Origin of the sequence: Roseateles cavernae (genome assembly GCF_040187885.1) — a bacterium.
GTDB classification, from domain to species: Bacteria; Pseudomonadota; Gammaproteobacteria; order Burkholderiales; family Burkholderiaceae_C; genus Roseateles_E; species Roseateles_E cavernae.
The window spans coordinates 403,025-422,443 of sequence record NZ_JBDPLH010000003.1; the positions used below are offsets into that span (position 1 = coordinate 403,025).

At 69.5% G+C, this 19,419-nt stretch carries 20 protein-coding genes; 11 read left to right on the plus strand and 9 right to left on the minus strand.

The genetic code is table 11. The features are described from left to right. Nucleotides 1-16 precede the first annotated feature (16 nt). Entirely contained in the window at nucleotides 17-1,018 is a 1,002-nt protein-coding gene (locus ABGI63_RS12460) for an alpha/beta hydrolase family protein (protein WP_349742709.1), read from the plus strand. Here ABGI63_RS12460 and ABGI63_RS12465 read toward each other — a convergent pair. From ABGI63_RS12465 to ABGI63_RS12500, 8 genes are all read right to left on the minus strand, one after another. Then, the gene (locus ABGI63_RS12465) at nucleotides 993-1,490 is read right to left on the minus strand and encodes a Csu type fimbrial protein (RefSeq protein ID WP_349742710.1); all 498 of its coding nucleotides are present in this window, start codon (nucleotides 1,488-1,490) and stop codon (nucleotides 993-995) included. The genes ABGI63_RS12460 and ABGI63_RS12465 overlap by 26 nt on opposite strands. Next, a complete protein-coding gene (locus tag ABGI63_RS12470) occupies nucleotides 1,487-3,883 on the minus strand; it encodes a fimbria/pilus outer membrane usher protein (protein ID WP_349742711.1) in 2,397 nt (798 codons plus the stop codon). The genes ABGI63_RS12465 and ABGI63_RS12470 overlap by 4 nt, the downstream gene beginning before the upstream one ends. After that, a complete protein-coding gene (locus ABGI63_RS12475) occupies nucleotides 3,867-4,571 on the minus strand; it encodes a fimbrial biogenesis chaperone (protein ID WP_349742712.1) in 705 nt (234 codons plus the stop codon). The genes ABGI63_RS12470 and ABGI63_RS12475 overlap by 17 nt, the downstream gene beginning before the upstream one ends. Nucleotides 4,572-4,583: 12 nt before the next feature. Further along, the gene (locus tag ABGI63_RS12480; RefSeq protein WP_349742713.1) at nucleotides 4,584-5,090 is read right to left on the minus strand and encodes a Csu type fimbrial protein; all 507 of its coding nucleotides are present in this window, start codon (nucleotides 5,088-5,090) and stop codon (nucleotides 4,584-4,586) included. Nucleotides 5,091-5,120: 30 nt separating this feature from the next. Beyond that, a complete protein-coding gene (locus tag ABGI63_RS12485) occupies nucleotides 5,121-6,005 on the minus strand; it encodes a diguanylate cyclase domain-containing protein (RefSeq protein WP_349742714.1) in 885 nt (294 codons plus the stop codon). 111 nt (nucleotides 6,006-6,116) lie between these two features. Beyond that, nucleotides 6,117-6,749, minus strand: coding sequence for a response regulator (locus ABGI63_RS12490; RefSeq protein ID WP_349742715.1), 633 nt, complete (start codon nucleotides 6,747-6,749; stop codon nucleotides 6,117-6,119). Further along, nucleotides 6,746-8,107 (minus strand): CHASE3 domain-containing protein, encoded by a 1,362-nt coding sequence (locus ABGI63_RS12495; protein WP_349742716.1) that lies wholly within the window; start codon nucleotides 8,105-8,107, stop codon nucleotides 6,746-6,748. Before ABGI63_RS12495 ends, ABGI63_RS12490 begins: the two co-directional genes overlap by 4 nt. A 240-nt stretch (nucleotides 8,108-8,347) precedes the next feature. Further along, nucleotides 8,348-9,775: a cryptochrome/photolyase family protein gene (locus ABGI63_RS12500; RefSeq protein WP_349742717.1), complete on the minus strand. Its 1,428-nt coding sequence runs from the start codon at nucleotides 9,773-9,775 to the stop codon at nucleotides 8,348-8,350. Between the two features lie 33 nt (nucleotides 9,776-9,808). Here ABGI63_RS12500 and ABGI63_RS12505 point away from each other — a divergent pair, with 33 nt between their 5' ends. Genes ABGI63_RS12505 through ABGI63_RS12540 form a run of 8 tightly spaced genes read left to right on the plus strand, consistent with a single transcriptional unit; the run spans nucleotide 9,809 to nucleotide 16,799 of the window. Continuing rightward, the gene (locus ABGI63_RS12505; protein ID WP_262971190.1) at nucleotides 9,809-10,387 is read left to right on the plus strand and encodes a YqgE/AlgH family protein; all 579 of its coding nucleotides are present in this window, start codon (nucleotides 9,809-9,811) and stop codon (nucleotides 10,385-10,387) included. Continuing rightward, on the plus strand, nucleotides 10,384-10,776 hold the full coding sequence (gene ruvX, locus ABGI63_RS12510; protein ID WP_269837910.1) for a Holliday junction resolvase RuvX: 393 nt from the start codon (nucleotides 10,384-10,386) through the stop codon (nucleotides 10,774-10,776). Before ABGI63_RS12505 ends, ruvX begins: the two co-directional genes overlap by 4 nt. Beyond that, the gene (gene pyrR, locus ABGI63_RS12515) at nucleotides 10,773-11,267 is read left to right on the plus strand and encodes a bifunctional pyr operon transcriptional regulator/uracil phosphoribosyltransferase PyrR (RefSeq protein ID WP_349742718.1); all 495 of its coding nucleotides are present in this window, start codon (nucleotides 10,773-10,775) and stop codon (nucleotides 11,265-11,267) included. Before ruvX ends, pyrR begins: the two co-directional genes overlap by 4 nt. A 16-nt stretch (nucleotides 11,268-11,283) precedes the next feature. Continuing rightward, nucleotides 11,284-12,246 (plus strand): aspartate carbamoyltransferase catalytic subunit, encoded by a 963-nt coding sequence (locus ABGI63_RS12520; RefSeq protein WP_349742719.1) that lies wholly within the window; start codon nucleotides 11,284-11,286, stop codon nucleotides 12,244-12,246. Then, entirely contained in the window at nucleotides 12,243-13,559 is a 1,317-nt protein-coding gene (locus ABGI63_RS12525) for a dihydroorotase (RefSeq protein ID WP_349742720.1), read from the plus strand. The genes ABGI63_RS12520 and ABGI63_RS12525 overlap by 4 nt, the downstream gene beginning before the upstream one ends. 1 nt (nucleotide 13,560) lies before the next feature. After that, nucleotides 13,561-14,292 (plus strand): lysophospholipid acyltransferase family protein, encoded by a 732-nt coding sequence (locus tag ABGI63_RS12530; protein WP_349742721.1) that lies wholly within the window; start codon nucleotides 13,561-13,563, stop codon nucleotides 14,290-14,292. 45 nt (nucleotides 14,293-14,337) lie between these two features. Next, nucleotides 14,338-15,900, plus strand: coding sequence for a thymidine phosphorylase family protein (locus ABGI63_RS12535; RefSeq protein WP_349742722.1), 1,563 nt, complete (start codon nucleotides 14,338-14,340; stop codon nucleotides 15,898-15,900). After that, a complete protein-coding gene (locus tag ABGI63_RS12540) occupies nucleotides 15,900-16,799 on the plus strand; it encodes a ribose-phosphate diphosphokinase (RefSeq protein WP_349742723.1) in 900 nt (299 codons plus the stop codon). The genes ABGI63_RS12535 and ABGI63_RS12540 overlap by 1 nt, the downstream gene beginning before the upstream one ends. Here ABGI63_RS12540 and gpmA read toward each other — a convergent pair. Further along, a complete protein-coding gene (gpmA, locus tag ABGI63_RS12545) occupies nucleotides 16,784-17,527 on the minus strand; it encodes a 2,3-diphosphoglycerate-dependent phosphoglycerate mutase (protein WP_137943133.1) in 744 nt (247 codons plus the stop codon). The genes ABGI63_RS12540 and gpmA overlap by 16 nt on opposite strands. Before the next feature lie 200 nt (nucleotides 17,528-17,727). Here gpmA and ABGI63_RS12550 point away from each other — a divergent pair, with 200 nt between their 5' ends. Both ABGI63_RS12550 and ABGI63_RS12555 read left to right on the plus strand, forming a co-directional pair. Beyond that, nucleotides 17,728-18,954, plus strand: a complete 1,227-nt coding sequence (locus tag ABGI63_RS12550; protein WP_349742724.1) for a porin — start codon at nucleotides 17,728-17,730, stop codon at nucleotides 18,952-18,954. A gap of 14 nt (nucleotides 18,955-18,968) precedes the next feature. Next, entirely contained in the window at nucleotides 18,969-19,397 is a 429-nt protein-coding gene (locus ABGI63_RS12555; RefSeq protein WP_349742725.1) for a type 2 periplasmic-binding domain-containing protein, read from the plus strand. Nucleotides 19,398-19,419: the final 22 nt, after the last annotated feature.

The window sequence follows — 19,419 nt, forward strand, 5'->3', positions numbered from 1 at the left end:
CAAGGAGAGCCCCCCGATGTTGTTTGCTGTCTCACGTCGAATCCTGCTGGCCCTGGCCCTGATAGCACCTGGCCTGCCGGCGGCCCTGGCCCAGGCCGCGCCGCCAGCGCCCAGCGCGGCGCCGGCGATCCCGGGCCAGGACCTGGACTGGCAGGACACGCAGCGCCAGCGCGCCGTGCCGGTGCGGCTGTACTGGCCGGCGCAGGCGGACGGCGCGCCGGTGCCGCTGATCGTGTTCTCGCACGGCATCGGCGGCTCGCGGCGCGGCTACAGCTATCTGGGCCAGTACTGGGCGAGCCAGGGCTATGCCAGCCTGCATGTCCAGCATGTCGGCAGCGACCGCCAGCTCTGGATGGGCAATCCGCTGGGCCTGGTGGGCCGGCTGCAGGACGCGGCCCAGGAGCGCGAGGCGATCCACCGGGCCCGCGATGTCAGCTTCGCGCTGGACCGGCTGCTGCAGGGCGAGTGGGGCGCGCGCATCGATGCGCGGCGCATCGTCGCGGCCGGCCATTCCTATGGCGCCAACACCAGCCTCCTGCTGGCCGGCGCGCGGGTGGCGCGCCAGGGCGCGGTGATGGATCTGCGCGACGAGCGCTTCAAGGCGGCGCTGATCATCTCGGCCCCGCCCTTCTATGGCGAGGGCGATCCCGCCAGCATCCTGGGCTCCGTCAGCATCCCGACCCTGCACATCACCGCGACCGAGGACGTGATACGCATCCCCGGCTACTACTCCGACGCGCAGGACCGGCTGCGGGTGTTCGACGCCACCGGCAGCGCGACCAAGTCGCTGGTGGTGTTCGAGGGCGGCTCGCACAGCGTCTTCACCGACCGCGACGGCACCGGCGGCCTCACGCTGAACCCCAAGCTCAAGACCGCCACCCGCGAGCTGACCCTGGCCTTTCTGAGCCAGGTCTTCGACGGGCAGGGCGAGGGCCTGCTGAGCTGGGGCGAGCGCCACGGCGGCCTGCTGGCGCGCTGGGTGCGGCCCGGCGCTAGTAGTACGTCAGCGTCACGCTGAGGGTGTCCGTGTAGATGCCGGGCACGGCGCCGAGCTGGCGGCCCGGCAGCCGGCCGTAGACCCAGTGCGTCTGCTGCGGCGCCAGCCCGAGGACGTCCAGCGTGATCGAGGCCGACATCAGCAGCGTGGCGGCCGTGCCATCGCCCCAGACCGTGCTGCGGGCGGCATCGGTATAGAGGTTGTAGCCGAGCTGGTGGGCGCCCAGGCTCATGTGCCGGTTGGCAAAACTGCCGCTGCCGCCGGCGCTGATCGCGACGTTGTAGGGAATCAGGAGCCCGGCCACACCGCCGCAGTCGACCTTGATGCTGGCGCTGCTGTCGGTATGGCCATGGGCCAGCGGGTTGTAGCTGCCGAACAGCAGCGGCGTGGTGCCGACGGTGCAGCTGCACAGCACCGGCAGGCACAGGGCCTGGGCCGAGCCGGCGCCGCATGCGGCGCCCAGCAGCAGGACAAGCAGACGTAGCAGTCTCATGGGGTGGCCTTGCATTCAAGAGTGCCCAGCTCGGGCCATTCGCTGAGCTCGCGCGGCAGCGTCAGTATCAGGCTGCAGCCGCCGTCGGGCCAGCGCGCGTCGACGCGGCTGCGCTCGGCCAGGCCGCTGACAAAGGCGCGGCCTTCCAGCCCGACCGGAAAGCTGCGCGAGCCGCCCTCGACGCGCAGCTCGCTGCCCGGCGGCAGCGGCCGGCCCTGCGGGTCGATCACGCGAAAGCTTGCCGCGCGGCTGCGCTGCACCGGAAAGCTGATCAGCGCGGCGCTGCGGGCGGCCGGCGTCAGCCGCACTTCCACCGCGTCGAGCTGGGCGTCGAAGGGCAGGTCGGCGGCATCGATGCCGACCCGGTTGCTCTGGTAGCCGCGCAGGCTGCCGATGAAGGCGCGGCCGCTGGCATCGGTGCGGGCCACCGGCTGGTTGTCATGCAGCACGCCGACGCCGGCATAGTCGCCGACCTGCACGATGGCAAAGCCGCCGTCGATGCGCCGGCTGGCGAACAGCTCGCCATCCATCCAGGCCAGGCCGCCGCTGACGCCGGCGCGCAACTCCTGGGCCCGGCCCAGCTTGGCCGCGCCGGCGCTGAAGTCGGCCTTGTCGGTCTGCCAAACGGCCTGGGCCAGGCTGCGACGCTGGTCGCCGGCCTCGCTGAGCAACTGGTAGCCGAGGCCGCGGCCGAAGGGCGGGTTCTGCTGGACCTGCAGCTGCAGGTTCTGGGTTTCCTGGCGGCCGTTCGGTCCCTCGCTGCGGCTGCGCAGCAGATTGACGCTGGCGCTGCCGCGCTCGCCCAGCGCATGGCTCCAGGACAGCGACAGCGCCGTGCCGCCGCCCAGATCGCGCAGCGCCACCAGGCTCAGATAGCCCCAGTCGCCGAGATCGCGGCTGGCGCTGAGCGACAGCAGCCGGGCCCGGCTCGTCTCGTCGCTGCGCCCGCTCTGCTGCAGATAGCTCAGGCCCAGCGCGCTGCCGCCCCAGGCGCTGCCCAGCGCGGCGGCCACGCTCCAGCGGATCTTGTTGCCCGCCGCGCCGCCGGTATCACCGGCCTGTGTGAAGCCGGCGCTGGCGCTGCGCAGCTGCAGGCTGCCGCTCCAGTCGCGGCCCTGGCGGTCCAGGCCGGCGTCCAGCAGCCAGCCCCGGCCGGCCTGGCGCTGCCGGCTCAAGCCCAGTGACAGCGTGCCGGTGCCCAGATGCGGCCAGAGCCAGATGCCGGTGGCGCCCAGGGTCTGCTGGGTCCGCATCAGCTCGGCGCGCAGCTCGCGGGTGAAGCGCTCGCTGATCCCCTTGCGCTCGGTCAGGCTGGCCAGCGCGGGGCCGTAGCGGTTGCTGGCCAGGCCATAGTCCTCGCGCAGCCGGCCCAGTTCGACGCTGAAGGCGCGCAGCCCCGGCTTCAGCAGGGCGGGGCTGACGTAGTAGGGCTGGATCACGACCTGCTCGCGCCCCAGCAGATCGCGCACCACGCTGCGGATCTCGCCCTGGCCGGTGACGATGGGCAGCTCGCTGAGGTCGAAGGCGCCGGGCTGCAGCCGGCCTTGCAGGCGCTGGCTGTTGTTGACATAGACGTCCAGCGTCGAGGGCAGGGCGGCCTCGCCCTTCAGGCTGGGCAGCGGGAAGCTCAGGAAACCGGGCCGCAGCGAAAAGTCCGTGCCCCACTGCAGGCCGCCCAGGCGCAGCGCCCGGCCCCAGGCACCGGGCTGGCTGACCGTATCGCCGACGCGCAACCGCGCCATGCGTTCGGGCTGGTCCAGGGTCCAGCGCGTCTCCAGCCTCAGCAGGCCGCCTTGCTGGCGGTACAGCAGCAGATGGTTCAGGTCGCCCCGGGCGGTCAGCGCGCCGAGCTCGGCCAGGCCGTCCAGGCTGCTGCCGCCGCCCCGGCTGCGGCGCTGCCAGTAGAGATCGTAGTTGGCGAACAGGCCCAGCTGCTGCGGCAGGGTCAGGCGCGGCGCCAAGCTCTCCATGCTGAGCTGCTGGCGCTTGAAGGCCGAGGCGGCGGCCTCGATCACCAGGGTCTGGCTGGCCTCCTCGATATGCCAGCGGGTGTCCAGGCCCGGGTCGGGTCGGCCGTCGAGCACCATATGCGGCTCGCCGTCGATCAGGCGCGGCGCCAGCGCCGGGAGCTTCAGGTGCAGGGCCTCCCACAGCGGCTGCGGCAGCGCCAGGCCCTCGGCCACCCGCACCGCACGCAGGGTCTGCGGCTGGGCCACGCCGTTGATGCGCAGGCCCAGCAACAGGGTCTCGCCGGGGCGCCCGAGCTCGGCCAGCGCCTGGGCCAGTTCGGGGCTGGGCAAGAGGCCGCCGGACTGGGCGCCGAGAGGCTCGGACAGCCCCAGCAGCAGCGGCCACAGCAGGTGGCCGTGCCGGGACTCAGTCCTGCGCCTCATTCAGCGCCACCTGCTGCACACCCTGGTCGCTCACGACCTCCAGCAGCCGGTGCCTCTGCGAGCCCTGCAGGCGGAAGCTGCGCTGCTCGCCGGGGAAGATCACGCTGCCGCTGCCCTGCAGCGCCAGCACCTTGCCGCCTTCGCCCTGTAGGCGCAGCTCGCCGATCTTCAGATGCACATTGCCGGTGTTGCTGACGCTGGCGACCATCCCGCCGGAGGCATCACGGCGCAGCTGCCATTGCTCCTGGCGCACGACCTTGCTCGGCGCCACATAGACCGGCACCCGCAGCGCCACCAGCACGCGCACGCTGCCGCTGACATTGCCGATGTCGGACAGCCGCGGGCTCGGCACCTCCCGCAGCACCATGCGGTAGGTGGCTTCCTGCTGCAGCTCCTGGTTGCGGCGCAGGCCGACGCGCACGATCTGGGTCTGGCCCGGCTGGATCGTGAAGATCGGCGGGTTGACGATGATGTCGCTGGTCGGACCGTCGACATCCTGGCCCTGGACCCGGGTCCAGGCGATCGCATCGGCCTGCATGATGACGGCCTCGCTGCCGTTGTTCTGCACCTGCACGGTGGCACGGTCGTTGAGGCGGTCGAGCTTGACATTGACCGGCATCAGGCTGATGTCGGCAGCATGGGTCAGGCCGCTCAGGGCCAGCAGGCAGGCGAGCAGGGCGGTGCGCATGATGTCGAGACCTCAGTAGGAGATGGTGACGGTGACGGTGTCGGTGTAGCTGCCGGGCACCACATTGGCCAGCGAGGGCAGGCGGCCGTAGATGGTCAGGCTCTGGGTGCTGCCGGTGCCGGTGCCGCTGTGGGTGCTGCTGGCCGTGCCGTCGCCCCAGATGCTGGAGCGGCCGGCATCCAGATAGAGCTGGTAGCCCAGGCTGTTGGCGCCGCTCTTCATCGCGCGGTTCGTGAAGTTGGAGGCGCCGCCGGCATTGGCACCGGCATTCAGCGACACGGTATAGGGCGTGGTGTTGGTGCACACGACGCTCAGCGTCGAGCTGGCGTCCAGCGGCGTCGCGGTGGCCAGCGGGTCGATACTGGCGCCGAAGTTCATCGCCGAGCCCGACACCGTGCAGGCGCTGACCACGGTGGCCTGCACCTGGAAGGTGTTGCCGGCGGTGGCGGCGCCTGCCGAACCCGCACCCAGCAGGGCGGCGGTGAGCAGCAGCGATTTGAGCTTGGCGGAAGACATCATGGCGAACTCCGTAAGGGCTGAAGGCGGGGATCAGTGGCAGAAGACCGTAGGGCGCTGCGGCAGCGCCGCGCCATAGGCATGGGCCTCGGCCAGGGTCAGCAGGGCGCGGGCCGAGACCGCGTCGCGCGGGAACAGGGCCATGCCCAGTTCGCTTTGCAGGGCCAGGGCCCCGCCGTCAATCTGGAAAGGCTGGGCCATCAGCGCGCCGATCTGCCGGGCGAAGCTCGCGGCGTCGGCGGCCGAATCGATCCGCGTCAGCACCAGCGCGAACTGCTCGCTGGCATGGCGGGCCAGCACATCGGCCGGCGTGCAGGACAGGCTCAGCCGCTGCGCGGTCTCGCGCAGCACCGCCTCGACGGCGGCCTCGCCATGGGTCTGGCGCAGTGCGTCCAGGCCCTTCAGCACCAGCACGAAGGCGGCGATCTCGGCATTCTCGGCGGCCGCCAGCTTGATGGCCTGGTCGGCCCGCTCCAGCAGCGCGAGCTGGCTGTACAGGCCGGTCAGCGCATCGCGCAGCAGCAGGGCGGCCGGGGTGCTGGACTCGTCGTCGCGGCGTGCTTCCAGCTGCTCGCCGAGATCGTCGAACAGGGTGTCCAGGCCGCTGGCCTTGTCGTAGAAGCCATCGGCGCCGGCGGCCGTGCAGGCCTGGCGATAGGCATCGACGGCTTGCGAGGTCAGCACCATCACCTGGCCGCGAAAGCCCTTGCCGCGCAGCGCGGCCAGCACCTGCAGGCCCGAGCCCGAGGCCAGCGACAGGTCCAGCAGCACCATCTCGGGCTGCAGCCACTCGATCAGCGCGATCGCTTCGTCCTGGCGGCTGGCCTCGCCGACGATGCGTGCGCCGGCCATGCTGTCCAGCCGGCGTACCAGCAGGCGGCGGATGGACGGCGAATCTTCAACCAGAAAGATGTTCATGAAAGCCCCTGTGCGATGGCGCTTATCTTCTGTTTTCGCCCTGGCTTTTCGCAGAGGGGCTTGCCGCAAGCCGGGGTGCATGATCCGCGCAAGCCCGTGTCAGCCGATTGCCTACACGGTCAGGCCGTGCTGCAGGCAGTACTTGGTCAGCTCGGTGTTGTTCCGCCAGCCGGCCTTCTCCAGGATGCGGGCGCGGTAGGTGCCGACGGTCTTGACCGACAAGCTCATCGTGTCGGCGATCTCGGCCGGGGTCTTGCCGGCGGCGATCAGCAGCATCACCCGGTGCTCCTGCGTCGAGAGCTGTTCGTGCGGCAGGCTGGCCGGCGCCCGGCCGTCGAGCAGGCCCAGCAGATGGTCGGCCATGGCCGCCGTCACATAGCGGCCGCCCTGGAGCAGCCGGTGCAGCGCCTTGACCAGCTCGTCGCCGGCGCGGTCCTTGGGCAGATAGCCGGCCACGCCCATCTGCAGCAGGCGCGAGGCATAGGCCGACTCGGCGTTCAGGCTCAGGATCAGCACCGGCACGGCCTTCAGCGTGCGCAGCACGCGGCTGACGCCCTCGGTGCCGCTGGCGTCGGGCAGCGACAGGTCGAGCACCACGGCATCGGGGCGCTGGGCCTGGCCCAGGCTCAGGGCCTGCGCCAGGCTGGCCGCCTCGTCGATCTGGGCCTGCGGCCATTCGGCCAGGATCAGCTGGCGCACGCCGACCCGCATGATGGGGTGGTCATCGACGATCAGAAACCTCATGCCGCAGCCTCCGCCGGCAGCGGCAGGTGCACGGCCACCCGGGTGCCGCCACCGGGTGCCGGGCCGAACTCGAAGCGCCCGCCGGCCAGCGCCGCGCGCTCGCGCATATTGCGCAGGCCCGAGGCATCGGCGCGCACCGCGCCGGGGCCGCCGCCGTTGTCGCGGATGTCCAGCGTGTAGTGCCGGCCCGCCACGCGGCCGGCGATATGCAGGCGGTCCGCACGGGCGTGGCGCAGCACATTGGTGCTGGCCTCCTGCAGGATGCGGAACAGCTGGGTGCGCTGCTCGGGGCTCAGCAGCTGCTCGTCGTCCACCTCGACCTCGACCGCCAGCTCGCCCTGGCGCGCCAGGCCCTTGGCGTAGTGCCCGATGGCAGCGGCCAGGCCGAGGTCGTCGAGCAGCGGCGGGCGCAGCGCGGCCGAGATCTGGCGCGCGGCGGCGATCGATTCGTCGGTCATCGCCAGCAGCTCGTCGATCAGCTCCTCCTTGGCCGGCGCCAGCTTGCGGCGCAGCGCCAGCACCAGCATCTTGCTGGCGGTGCCGAGCTGGCCGAGCTGGTCGTGCACCTCGCGCGCCAGGCGGGCGCGCTCGGCCTCGATGCTGCGGTCCAGCTCGACGGCAAAGCTCTGGATGCGCGACAGCGCCGCCTGCAGATCGACGGTGCGCGCCGCCACCGCGCTCTCCAGATGGGCGTTGGCCTCGCGCAAGGCGGTCTCGGCCCGGTCACGCTGGCGGCGCTCCCGGACCAGGGCCAGCATCGCGCCGCCGATCAAGAGCGCGCCCACCAGCGGAAGCACGGCCGACAGCAGCGCGGTGCGCTGCTGCACCGCCAGATTGCGGCGCTCGGCCGCCTCAATCACGCGGCTCTGGTGGCGCTCCAGCAGGGCCAGCTCGGCGCGGATGTCGTCCATCAGCCGCTTGCCGTTGACATAGGCCGACAGGTCTTTCAGCGCGGCCTCGCCGATCTGCCAGCGCCGCTCGATATTCTTCTCGGCCTGCTCGACGCGCTGCCGGATGAAATCGTCCAGCCGCTCCAGCGCCGGTGCGGTCTCGGCGCTGGGCGGCAGCGCGGCGGTCAGCTGGGCGTAGGCCTGGGCCAGCTCCTTGCGGGCACTCTCATAAGGCGTCAGAAAAGCCAGCTGGCCGGTGATCAGGAAGCCGCGCTGGCCGCTTTCGAGGTCGATCAGCAAGGCGCCGAGCCGGCGCAGCTGCAGCTGGGTCTGCAAGGCCTGCACGCGCTGCGCATTGCCCGCGACCAGCTCGCCGAGGCTGCGATGCTCGCCATAGGCGGTGGCCAGAAAGGCGACACAGCCGGTCAGCAGCAAGCCCGCAGCCAGAGGGAATGACGTGAAACGCATGTCCGACCCAGTGAGCTTCAACACTTCGGATACATGCGGACGCTGTGCTGGCGGTGATGACAGGGACCCGCAGCGTCCACCCTACCCATGAATGGTGCCGGTGGAGCCTCGACCGGGCCCCTGTTTCCGACGCCGTCAGGCGAGGCTATGGGCTGGGATTCAAAAAAGCAAGATCAGAAGGCCGTCGGTGGCCCGGGCGCCACAGTGCCGGGTCTTGCCTGACCGTTCGGTCCTCTGGGTTCAGCCGGGCAGGCTGCGGCTCTTGACCACCGCATAGCGCGCCAGCGTGCGCTCGCGCGCCTCGTCGTGGCGCACCAGCGGCGGCGCATAGTCGGGCGCGGCCAGCGGGCCGGCCAGCCAGGGGGCGTGGATCAGCTTGGCCGGCAGCGCGGCGAGCTGGGGCAGGTAGCGCTTGATAAACTTGCCCTCGGCGTCGAACTTCTCGCTCTGCGTGACGGGATTGAAGATGCGGAACCAGGGCTGGGCATCGCAGCCGCTGGAGGCGGCCCATTGCCAGCCGCCGTTGTTGGCGGCGAGGTCGAAGTCCAGCAGCTGCTCGGCGAAGTAGCGCTCGCCCCGGCGCCAATCGATGCCGAGGTCCTTGATCAGAAAGCTGGCCGTCACCATGCGCAGGCGGTTGTGCATATAGCCGGTCTGGTTGAGCTGCAGCATCGCCGCGTCGACCAGCGGGTAGCCGGTCCGCCCCTCGCACCAGGCCTGGAACAGGGCCTCGGCCGCCGGACCCTGCTCCCATTGGATGGCGTCGTACTCGGGCCGGAAGGCGCCGCTCATCGCCTGCGGGTGGTGGTGCATCACCTGGTGATAGAAGTCGCGCCAGATCAGCTCGGACAGCCAGACCTCGGCGCCGCGCTCGCCGGCCTGCGCGCGTTGCCAGGCCTCGCGGGCCAGGCGCCGGATCGAGACGGTGCCGAAGCGCAGATGCACGCTCAGGTAGCTGGGGCCCTTGACGGCCGGGAAGTCGCGGGTCTGGTCGTAGCGATCAATGCGGTCCAGAAAATCGTCCAGCAAGGCCTCGGCACGGTCGGCACCGAGATGGGGCGCCAGCCCGGCCGGCTCGAAGCCGATCTCGGCAAGACCTGGCACGCCCTGGGCCAGCGGGCTGGCCGCCAAGGCATCGACGTAGCGCTCGACCGGGTAGGCGCGCAGGTAGAAGGGCGTGAGCTTCCTGAGCCAGGCGTTCTTGTAGGGCGTGAACACGCCATAGGGTTTGCCCAGGGTCGTCAGCAGCTCGCTGCGCTCGAAGACCACATGGTCCTTGAAGCTCGTGAAGCGGCAGCCGAAGCTGGCCAGGCGCTCGGCCACCAGGGTGTCGCGCGCCACGGCCTGGGGCTCGTCGTCATGATTGGCGAACACCGCCTGCACGCCCAGCTCGGCGGCCAGTTGCGGCAGCAGCTCGGCGGCGCGGCCGTGGCGCACGATCAGCGCGCCGCCGCGGGCGCGCAGCGCCGCATCGAGCTGGTTCAGGGCCTGCAGGATGAACTCGACGCGGCGGTCGGCCCGGGGCAGGGCGGCCAGGATCTCGGTATCAAGCACAAAGCAGCAGAACAGCCGGCGCGCCGAACGCAGGGCGTGGTAGAGGGCGGCCTGGTCGTCCAGGCGCAAATCGCGGCGGAACCAGAGCAGGGCCTTGTCGTGAAGCTTTTGCATAGAGGAAGTGTCGCCTACGAATAAAATGCACGGATGTCCAAGCACCAGATGGCCCTCTCCAATCAGTTCCTGATCGCCATGCCTGGCATGGCGGACGATACTTTCGCCGGCGCCGTGGTCTATCTGTGCGAGCACAACGACAAGGGTGCGCTGGGCCTGGTGATCAACAAGCCGATCGCGCTGACCCTGGGCAATCTGTTCGAGAAGGTCGAGCTGAGCCTGGACGACGACGATCTGGCCGCCCGCCCGGTGTTCTTCGGCGGCCCGGTGCAGACCGAGCGCGGCTTTGTGCTGCACGAGCCGCTGGACGCCGCCGGTGGCCACTACAACGCCACGCTGGCCGTGCCCGGCGGGCTGGAGATGACCACCAGCCGCGATGTGCTGGAGGCGCTGTCCAATGGCGCCGGCCCTAAGAAGGTGCTGGTGACGCTGGGCTATAGCGGCTGGGCCGCCGGCCAGCTCGAGGAGGAGATCGGCCGCAACGGCTGGCTGACCGTGAGCGCCACACCCGAGATCATCTTCGAGACCCCGGTCGAGCTGCGCTACGAGCGGGCGCTGGGCCTGCTGGGGATCGATCCGCGCATGCTCAGCACGGACGCCGGCCACGCATGAGCGGTCCGCTGCAATCGCTGTTGGCCTTCGACTACGGCATCAAGCGTCTGGGCGTGGCCACCGGCAGCCGCTTTTCAGGCAACGCCGAGCCGCTCAAGAGCATCCATCTCGAAGGCGACGCCCGCTTCGAGGCGATCGCCAGGCTGATCAAGGAATGGCAGCCCGAGGGCCTGGTGATCGGCGTGCCCTTTCATCCCGATGGCGCCGAGCACGAGATCACGCTGCGGGCGCGCCGCTTCGGCCGCCAGCTGAAGGGGCGCTTTCGCCTGCCGGTCTTCGAGGTCGACGAGCGCTACACCAGCGTCGAGGCCGAAAGCATGGGGGCGCGCGACATCGACTCGGCCGCTGCCGCCCTGATTCTTGAACAGTTCTTTCGTGAGCATCCATGAGCACACTTTTACTTGATGCCGAAGCCCTTTATGCCGACCTGCTGAAGGGCGTGCGCCGGCTGTTGATGCCCGACGCGGCCCTGGTGGGCATCTGGTCCGGCGGGGCCTGGCTGGCCGAGCGGCTGCAGAAGGATCTGGGTCTGGCCGGCGAGCCCGGCGTGATCTCCAGCTCGCTGCACCGCGACGACTTCGGCTCCAAGGGCATGAGTGCCAGCGCCGACCACACCAAGCTGCCCTTCGACGTCAACGGCCGCCCGGTGCTGCTGATCGACGACGTGCTCTACACCGGCCGCACGACGCGGGCCGTGATCAACGAGCTGTTCGACTTCGGCCGCCCGTCCAGCGTCACGCTGGCGGTGCTGGTGGACCGGGGCGGGCGCGAGCTGCCCATCGAGCCGGCCTTCTCGGCCGCGCGCGTGACGCTGGCGGCCGAGCACAAGCTGCGGCTGGCGCGCGCCGACGATGGCCGCTTCAGTTTCGATGTGGAATGAGCGAGGGGACGACCAGATGCTGAGTAAACGAAATCCCCAACTGAACAAGCACGGCGAGCTGATCCATCTGCTGTCGATCGAGGGCCTGCCCCAGGCCGTGATCCACCAGATCCTGGACACCGCCGGTACCTTTTTGTCGGTCAACGACCGCGAGGTCAAGAAGGTGCCACTGCTGCGCGGCAAGTCGGTGTTCAATCTGTTCTTCGAGAACAGCACCCGCACCCGCACGACCTTCGAGATCGCCGCCAAGCGATTGTCGGCCGATGTCTTGAACCTGGACATCGCGCGCAGCTCGACGGCCAAGGGCGAGACCCTGCTCGACACGGTGGCCAATCTGTCCGCGATGCATGCCGATATGTTCGTCGTGCGCCACAGCGAGAGCGGCGCCCCCTATCTGATCGCCCAGCATTGCGCGCCCCATGTCCATGTGGTCAACGCCGGCGACGGCCGCCACGCCCATCCGACGCAGGGCCTGCTGGACATGTACACGATCCGGCATTTCAAGAAAGACTTCCGCAACCTCACCGTGGCCATCGTCGGCGACATCGTGCATTCGCGCGTGGCCCGCTCCGACATCCACGCGCTGAACATCCTGGGCGTGCCCGAGATCCGCGCGGTCGGCCCCAAGACCCTGGTGCCCGGCGATCTGCGCGAGATGGGCGTGCGGGTCTGCCACGATATGGCCGAGGGCATCCGCGGCGCCGACGTCATCATCATGCTGCGCCTGCAGAACGAGCGCATGAGCGGTGCGATGCTGCCCAGCGCCGGTGAGTTCTTCAAGAACTTCGGCCTGACGCCGGAGAAGCTGGCGCTGGCCAAGCCCGATGCCATCGTGATGCATCCGGGGCCGATCAACCGCGGCGTCGAGATCGACTCGGCCGTGGCCGACGGCAAGCAGAGCGTGATCCTGCCGCAGGTGACCTTCGGTATCGCGGTGCGCATGGCGGTGATGTCCATCCTGGCTGGAAACGAAGCATGAAGATCCTGATCAAGAACGGTCGATTGATCGACCCGGCCTCGGGCCTGGACCGCATCGGCGATCTGGCGATCGCCTCCGGCCGCATCGTCGCGCTGGGTGATGTCAGCGAGTTCGAGGCGCAGCGCGTCATCGACGCGAGCGGCCTGGTGGTGGCCCCCGGCCTGGTGGACCTGGCGGCGCGGCTGCGCGAGCCCGGCCATGAGCACGAGGGCATGCTGGAGAGCGAGCTGAACGCGGCCGCGGCCGGCGGCGTCACCAGCCTGGTCTGCCCGCCCGACACCGATCCGGCGCTGGACGAGCCTGGCCTCGTGGAGATGCTGAAGTTCCGCGCCCGCAAGCTCAGCCTGTGCCGTCTCTTCCCGCTCGGCGCGCTGACCCGCGGCCTGGCGGGCGAGGCGCTGACCGAGATGGCCGAGCTGACCGAGGCCGGCTGTGTCGGCTTCTCGCAAGCCGACCATCCGATCCGCAACACGCAGATCCTGCTGCGCGCGCTGCAGTACGCGGCCACCTTCGACTACACGGTCTGGCTGCACCCGCTGGACCCCTGGCTGGCCGGCGGCGTCGCGGCCAGCGGCGCGGTCGCGACCCGGCTGGGCCTGTCCGGCGTGCCGGTGGCGGCCGAGACGGTGGCGCTGCACACCATCTTCGAGCTGGTGCGCGTCACCGGCGCGCGGGTCCATCTGTGCCGCCTCTCCAGCGCCGCCGGCGTCGAGCTGCTGCGCGCGGCCAAGCGCGAAGGGCTGAACGTGACGGCCGATGTGTCGATCAACTCGCTGCATCTGAGCGATGTGGACATCGGCTACTTCAACTCGGCGATGCGGGTCACGCCGCCGCTGCGCCAGGGCCGCGACCGCGACGCGTTGCGCGCCGGCCTGGCCGACGGCACGCTGGACGCGCTGGTGTCCGACCATATGCCGGTCGACGAGGATGAGAAGATGCTGCCCTTTGCCGAGGCCACACCCGGCGCCACCGGGCTGGAGCTGCTGCTGAGCCTGGCGCTGAAATGGGCCGAGGACCTGCAGCTGCCGCTGGCGCGGGCGCTGGCCGTGGTCAGCAACGAGCCGGTGCGGGTGCTTGGCAATGCGCTGGGTTCGCTGTCGGCCAGCGCCGGCCGCCTGGTCGAGGGCGGGGTGGCCGATGTCTGCGTCTTCGATGCGCGCGCGCGCTGGGCGGTCACACCGGATCAGCTCTTGAGCCAGGGCAAGTACACGCCCTTCGCCGCCGACATCACCGGATTTGAGCTGCCGGGCCGGGTGCGCTATACCCTGGTGGCGGGCCATATCGCCCACGAAGCCAAGACCTCCGCGACCTGAGATGCGAGCCCCCATCGCCGTGTGGCGTTTGTTGCGCCTGAGCCTGCACATCCTGCACGGCCTGGCGCTGATCGCCTTGCGCTTTGATGGTCTGGCCAAGCCGCAGCGCCAGCACCACATCCAGTGGTGGTCGCGCAAGACCTTGCGGCTGCTGGGGGTCGAGCTGCAGCTGCGCGGCCAGGGCCGGCCGGGCGCCAAGCTGGTGGTGGCCAACCATGTGTCCTGGCTGGATATCGCCGCCATGCATGCGGTGCTGCCCGAGGCGCGCTTTGTCTCCAAGGCCGAGCTCAAGCACTGGCCCATCGTCGGCATGCTGGTGGTGGGCGTGAACACGCTGTTCATCGAGCGTTCCAGCAAGCGCGATGCCCTGCGCGTCGTGCATCAGACGGCCGAGGCGCTGCAGGCCGGCGACACCGTGGCGGTCTTCCCCGAGGGCACGACCGGCCCCGGCCCCGAGCCCTTGCCTTTCCATGCCAATCTGCTGCAGGCGGCCATCGCCACCGAGATGCCGATCCAGCCGGTGGTGTTGCGCTGGCATGAGCCCGGTGAGCGCTTCAGCACGACGGCCCGCTTCGTCGGCGACATGACCCTGGTGCGCAGCCTGTGGAGCGTGGCCAGTGCGCAGGGCCTGGCCATCGAGATCCAGATCCTGAGCGCTCACAGCAGCGCGCACGCCGACCGGCGCGCGCTGGCCGAGCGCCTGCGCGGCGAGATCGCTGACGCCCTGGCTTGATCTGACAGGCCCCCGGGTCGCACGCTGCTGGCCTACAGTCGGGGCATGACGCTTGCACCGCTGCAGATACGCCGGGTCGGCATCGACACCTGGCGCGAAAACGTGGTCTATCTGCACCGCGACTGCCCGGTGGTGCGGGCGGCGGGCTTTCAGGCCTTGTCCAAGGTCGAGGTCCATGCCAACGGGCAGGCGATCCTGGCCGTGCTCAATGTGGTCGATGACGAACGCATCGTCAGCAATTGCGAGCTGGGCCTGAGCGAGGACGCCTTCGAGCGCCTGGGCGTGCTCGAGGGCCACGGCGCCAGCATTGCGCATGCCGAGCCGCCGGCCTCGATTGCCGCGCTGCATCGCAAGATCAATGGCGAGCGGCTGGGCCGGCAGGAGCTGGCCGCCATCATCCGCGATGTGGCCTCGGCCCGTTATTCCAAGATCGAGCTGGCGGCCTTCGTGGTGGCGACCAACCAGTACGAGCTCGACCGCGAGGAGGTGCTGCATCTGACCGAGGCCATGATTGCGGTGGGCCGCAAGCTCGACTGGCAGCACCAGGTCGGCGCCGGCCTGGTGGTGGACAAGCACTGCATAGGCGGCATTCCCGGCAATCGCACCTCGATGCTGGTCGTGCCCATCGTCGCGGCGCACGGCATGCTGTGCCCCAAGACCAGCTCGCGCGCGATCACCTCGCCGGCCGGCACGGCCGACACCATGGAGGTGCTAGCGACTGTGGAGCTGAGCTTCGAGCGCATGGTCGAGATCGTGCGCCAGACCCGGGCCTGCCTGGCCTGGGGCGGCACGGCCGATCTCTCGCCGGCCGACGACATCCTGATCTCGGTCGAGCGCCCGCTGTCCATCGATTCGCCGGGCCAGATGGTGGCCTCCATCCTCAGCAAGAAAGTCGCGGCCGGTGCCACGCACCTGGTGCTGGACATTCCCGTGGGGCCCAGCGCCAAGGTCCGGTCGGCCCCGGAGGCCCAGCGCCTGAAGAAGCTGTTCGAGTATGTGGCCGGCCATCTGGGCCTGCAGCTCGATGTGCTGCTGTCCGATGGCCGCCAGCCCATCGGTGCCGGTATCGGCCCGGTGCTGGAGGCGCGCGACGTGATGGCCGTCCTGCAGGGCGAGCCCGGCGCACCGCAGGATCTGCGCCAGAAGGCCTTGCGGCTGGCCGGCCGCATGATCGAGTTCGATCCCGATGTGCGCGGCGGCCAGGGTGAGCGGATCGCCCGGGACATCCTCGATTCCGGCCGCGCGCTGGCCCGCTTCAACGCCCTCATCGATGCCCAGGGGCGGCGCGCCGACAGGCCCGTCCTGGGCGCGCTGACCCATGAGGTGCTGGCCAGCGCGAACGGTGTCGTGATCGAACTCGACAATCTGCGCATCGCCCGTATCGCCCGCCTGGCCGGCGCGCCCCAGGCGGCCGGCGCGGGTCTGCTGCTGCTGAAGAAGCTGGGCGACCCGGTGCGCTGCGGCGAGCCGCTCTACCGCATCCATGCCGCCTTCGACGCCGACCTGGCCTTTGCCCGCGCCCATGCCGACAAGGACCCCGGCTGCCGCGTCGGCACCCCCGAACAACTGCCGCAGGACTTTGCCGGCGGCTCTTTCTTCTCGCTGTGATGACCGACACCCTGCTGCTTGCCTTTGACGATGAACGCGCGCTGGCCGAGGAACTGGCGCAGGCCCTGGGCGTGCCGCTGGACTTCGTGACACGCCATCGTTTTCCGGACGGCGAGCTGCGCCTGGTCCTGCCCAAGCCCTTGCCTGCGCGCGTGATCCTGCTGCGCGGCCTGCAGCAGCCCAATGAAAAGCTGGTCGAGCTGCTGATCGCCGCGCCCGCTGCCCGCGAGCTGGGCGCGCGAGCGCTGAGCCTGGTCAGCCCCTATCTGGCCTATATGCGCCAGGACATGGAGTTCACGCCCGGCGAGGCGGTCAGCCAGCGCCATATCGCGCGGCTGCTGGCCGCGCAGTTCGACCATGTGCTGACGATAGACCCGCATCTGCACCGCATCGCCAGCCTCGACGAGGTGATGCCGGCGGGGACGGGTCTTGCGCTATCGGCCGCGCCGCTGCTGGGGCGCTGGATCGCCGAGCGGGTGCCCGGTGCGCTGCTGCTCGGCCCCGACGAGGAATCGGGCCAGTGGGTCAGCGAGGCGGCCCGCGCCGGCGGCCTGGATCATGCGGTAGGCCGCAAGGTCCGCCATGGCGACCATGTGGTCAGCCTGGCGCTGCCCCAGGTCGAGGTGCAGGGCCGGGCGGTGGTGCTGCTGGACGATATGGCCTCGACCGGCCGCACCTTGATCGGCGCGGCCCAGGGCCTGCTGGCGCGCGGCGCGGCTGCGGTCGATGTCGCGGTGACCCACGCGCTGTTCAACGGCGACGCGCTGCCGGCGCTACAAGCGGCCGGCGTGCGCCATGTGTGGAGCAGCAACAGCGTGCCGCATGCCAGCAATGCCGTCAGCGTAGTGCCGCTGCTGGCCGCAGCACTGCGGCCGCTGCTGGCTCAGGCCTTGCCCTGATTCGCCACCGCCGCAGCGGCCTTGGCGGCCGCCTCGGCGTCGCCCAGGTAGTAGCTCTTGATCGGCTTCAGGTTGGCATCGAGCTCGTAGACCAGCGGGATGCCGTTGGGAATATTCACGCCAACGATCTCGTTGTCGCCGATATTGTCCAAATACTTCACGAGGGCACGGATGCTGTTGCCATGGGCCGCGATGACCAGGCGTTTGCCCGATAGGATGGCGGGCGCAACGCTTTCGTTCCAGAACGGCATCACGCGGGCCACCGTGTCTTTCAGGCATTCGGTCAGCGGCACATCGCCGTCCTTGAGCTTGGCGTAGCGGATATCGCTGCGTTCGCTGCGCGGGTCGCTCGCTTCCAGCGCCGGCGGCGGCGTGTCGTAGCTGCGGCGCCAGATCAGCACCTGCTCGTCACCATACTGCTTGGCCATATCGGCCTTGTTGAGCCCTTGCAGCGCGCCGTAGTGGCGCTCGTTGAGGCGCCACTCGTGCACCACCGGCAGCCAGGTGCGATCCATCTGGTCCAGGCAGTGCCACAGCGTCCAGACGGCGCGCTTGAGCACCGAGGTGTAGGCGACATCGAAATCCAGCCCGGCCTGCTTGATCAGGCGGCCAGCCTGCTTGGCCTGTTCGACGCCCGTGGGGGTCAGGTCGACATCGGTCCAGCCGGTGAAGCGGTTTTCGAGATTCCAGGTGGATTCGCCATGGCGAATGAGCACGAGCTTGTACATGGACGTGGGTCTTGTTGGATGCAGCCCGTTTTTGGGCTGGCGCGATTCTAAATGCGAGCAAAAGCCGGGCCATTGCCGGCCAGTTGTGATTCAAGACCGGGTGGCGATGGCCGAAAACCCGGTGATGCATGGGGCGAACAGCGCACGCTTGTGCTGTATTCGCGCACCAAAACCAGTTTGTCGTTGAAGGAGATGTTGTGATGATGTTGTCGACCGCTCGATCGAGCCTGTGCCGTCTGCTGCCCCTGGTCGCCGCCCTGGCGAGCCTGGGCGCGCAGGCGCAGAGCTCCCAGTCCGCGTTCACGTTCTCGGGCTTTGCCACGCTGGGCGTGGTGGGCACGGACACGAACAAGGCCCACTACGCGCTGCCCGGCCAGGTCCGTGGCGGCGACAAGTCCTTCAGCGGCGAGGTCGACAGCAAGCTGGGCCTGCAGGCCACCGGCCGGCTCAACACGGTGTTCTCCGGCACCGCCCAGCTGCTGACCAAGCAGAACGGCAAGGGCAGCTTCACGCCCGAGCTGGAGTGGGCTTTCGTCAAGGCCCAGCTGCTGCCGTCGCTGGCGCTGCGCGCCGGCCGCATGGGCGCGCCATTCTTCGCGGTCTCCGATTTCCGCGATGTCGGCTATGCCAACACCTGGCTGCGCCCGCCGCTGGATGTCTATGGCCAGGTGCCGGTCAGCCATTTCGATGGCGTTGACGGCCTGTATCAGACGAATATCGGTTCGGCCACCGTCAGCGCCCAGCTGTTCGCCGGCAGCTCCTCGGCCCATTTCGAGCGCACCAAGCTCAAGATCAAGGAGCTGATGGGCTTCAACACCACGGCCGAGCTGGATGGCGGCATCACGCTGCGCCTGGGCCATGCGGTGGGCAAGATCACGGTCGAGAGCGCGACGCTGGACCAGCTGGTGGCCGGCCTGCGCGGCGTGCCGCTGCCGAGCGTCTCCAGCGTCGGTGACCAACTGTCGGCGCGCTCCAAGGACGTCAGCTTCACCGGCGTCGGCCTGGCTTTCGACGAGGGCAACTGGCTGTTCAACAGCGAGTACACCTTGCGCCGCACCAAGACCTATATCCCCGACACCACCGGCTGGTACACGACCCTGGGCTACCGGGTTGGCAAGTTCACGCCCTATCTGACGCTGTCGCGCCTGAAGGTGGACGACAACAATGTCGACAACACCATCCCGCTGGGCCTGTCGCCCCAGCTCAACGGGCTGAAGGCCCTGGTGGACGGCACGGTCGAAGGCCAGCGCACCGAGCAGAAAACGGTGGCCCTGGGCCTGCGCTGGGACGCGATGCGCAATGTCGCGGTGAAGACCCAGTTCGACCGCATCAGCCCCAAGGGCAGCGGCCTGTTCACCCGTGTCCAGCCCGGCTTCGGCAGCGGCCATGTCAATGTCTACAGCCTGGCTGTGGATGTGGTGTTCTGAGGCGGGGTGCAGCCATGATCAAAAACAAGCTTCGTCTCTCCTTGACCGCCTTGGCCCTGGCCGCTGCCGGTCTGGCCCAGGCCCAGGTGGCCGTGATCGTCAACCCGAAGAACGCCACGGCCGCGATGACGGCCGACCAGGTGGCCGGCATCTTTCTCGGCAAGAGCAATACCCTGCCCGGCGGCGCCACCGCTGCGGCGCTGGACCAGCCCGAGAGTGCGGCCGTGCGCGAGCAGTTCTATACCAAGGTGACCGGCAAGCAGGCCGCCCAGGTCAAGGCCGCCTGGTCGCGCCTGGTGTTCTCGGGCAAGGCCACGCCGCCCAAGGAGCTGGCGAGCTCGGCCGAGATCAAGAAGTTCGTCGCCGCCAATGCCGATGCGATCGGCTATATCGAGAAGTCGGCGGTGGACGGCAGCGTCAAGGTTGTGCTGAGCGTCGATTGATATCCCAAGAAAAGCCGTGGCG

What these genes read in the sequence shown, in the direction of transcription:
- ABGI63_RS12525 (WP_349742720.1), top strand. Translation starts at nt 12,243, where the DNA reads ATGAAGATCCTGATCAAGAACGGTCGATTGATCGACCCGGCCTCGGGC.
- ABGI63_RS12520 (WP_349742719.1), top strand. Translation starts at nt 11,284, where the DNA reads ATGCTGAGTAAACGAAATCCCCAACTGAACAAGCACGGCGAGCTGATC.
- ABGI63_RS12470 (WP_349742711.1), bottom strand. Translation starts at nt 3,883, where the DNA reads ATGAGGCGCAGGACTGAGTCCCGGCACGGCCACCTGCTGTGGCCGCTG.
- ABGI63_RS12530 (WP_349742721.1), top strand. Translation starts at nt 13,561, where the DNA reads ATGCGAGCCCCCATCGCCGTGTGGCGTTTGTTGCGCCTGAGCCTGCAC.
- ABGI63_RS12460 (WP_349742709.1), top strand. Translation starts at nt 17, where the DNA reads ATGTTGTTTGCTGTCTCACGTCGAATCCTGCTGGCCCTGGCCCTGATA.
- ABGI63_RS12500 (WP_349742717.1), bottom strand. Translation starts at nt 9,775, where the DNA reads ATGCAAAAGCTTCACGACAAGGCCCTGCTCTGGTTCCGCCGCGATTTG.
- ABGI63_RS12475 (WP_349742712.1), bottom strand. Translation starts at nt 4,571, where the DNA reads ATGCGCACCGCCCTGCTCGCCTGCCTGCTGGCCCTGAGCGGCCTGACC.
- ABGI63_RS12550 (WP_349742724.1), top strand. Translation starts at nt 17,728, where the DNA reads ATGATGTTGTCGACCGCTCGATCGAGCCTGTGCCGTCTGCTGCCCCTG.
- ruvX (WP_269837910.1), top strand. Translation starts at nt 10,384, where the DNA reads ATGAGCGGTCCGCTGCAATCGCTGTTGGCCTTCGACTACGGCATCAAG.
- ABGI63_RS12495 (WP_349742716.1), bottom strand. Translation starts at nt 8,107, where the DNA reads ATGCGTTTCACGTCATTCCCTCTGGCTGCGGGCTTGCTGCTGACCGGC.
- ABGI63_RS12490 (WP_349742715.1), bottom strand. Translation starts at nt 6,749, where the DNA reads ATGAGGTTTCTGATCGTCGATGACCACCCCATCATGCGGGTCGGCGTG.
- ABGI63_RS12505 (WP_262971190.1), top strand. Translation starts at nt 9,809, where the DNA reads ATGTCCAAGCACCAGATGGCCCTCTCCAATCAGTTCCTGATCGCCATG.
- ABGI63_RS12535 (WP_349742722.1), top strand. Translation starts at nt 14,338, where the DNA reads ATGACGCTTGCACCGCTGCAGATACGCCGGGTCGGCATCGACACCTGG.
- ABGI63_RS12485 (WP_349742714.1), bottom strand. Translation starts at nt 6,005, where the DNA reads ATGAACATCTTTCTGGTTGAAGATTCGCCGTCCATCCGCCGCCTGCTG.
- pyrR (WP_349742718.1), top strand. Translation starts at nt 10,773, where the DNA reads ATGAGCACACTTTTACTTGATGCCGAAGCCCTTTATGCCGACCTGCTG.
- ABGI63_RS12540 (WP_349742723.1), top strand. Translation starts at nt 15,900, where the DNA reads ATGACCGACACCCTGCTGCTTGCCTTTGACGATGAACGCGCGCTGGCC.
- ABGI63_RS12480 (WP_349742713.1), bottom strand. Translation starts at nt 5,090, where the DNA reads ATGATGTCTTCCGCCAAGCTCAAATCGCTGCTGCTCACCGCCGCCCTG.
- ABGI63_RS12465 (WP_349742710.1), bottom strand. Translation starts at nt 1,490, where the DNA reads ATGAGACTGCTACGTCTGCTTGTCCTGCTGCTGGGCGCCGCATGCGGC.
- gpmA (WP_137943133.1), bottom strand. Translation starts at nt 17,527, where the DNA reads ATGTACAAGCTCGTGCTCATTCGCCATGGCGAATCCACCTGGAATCTC.
- ABGI63_RS12555 (WP_349742725.1), top strand. Translation starts at nt 18,969, where the DNA reads ATGATCAAAAACAAGCTTCGTCTCTCCTTGACCGCCTTGGCCCTGGCC.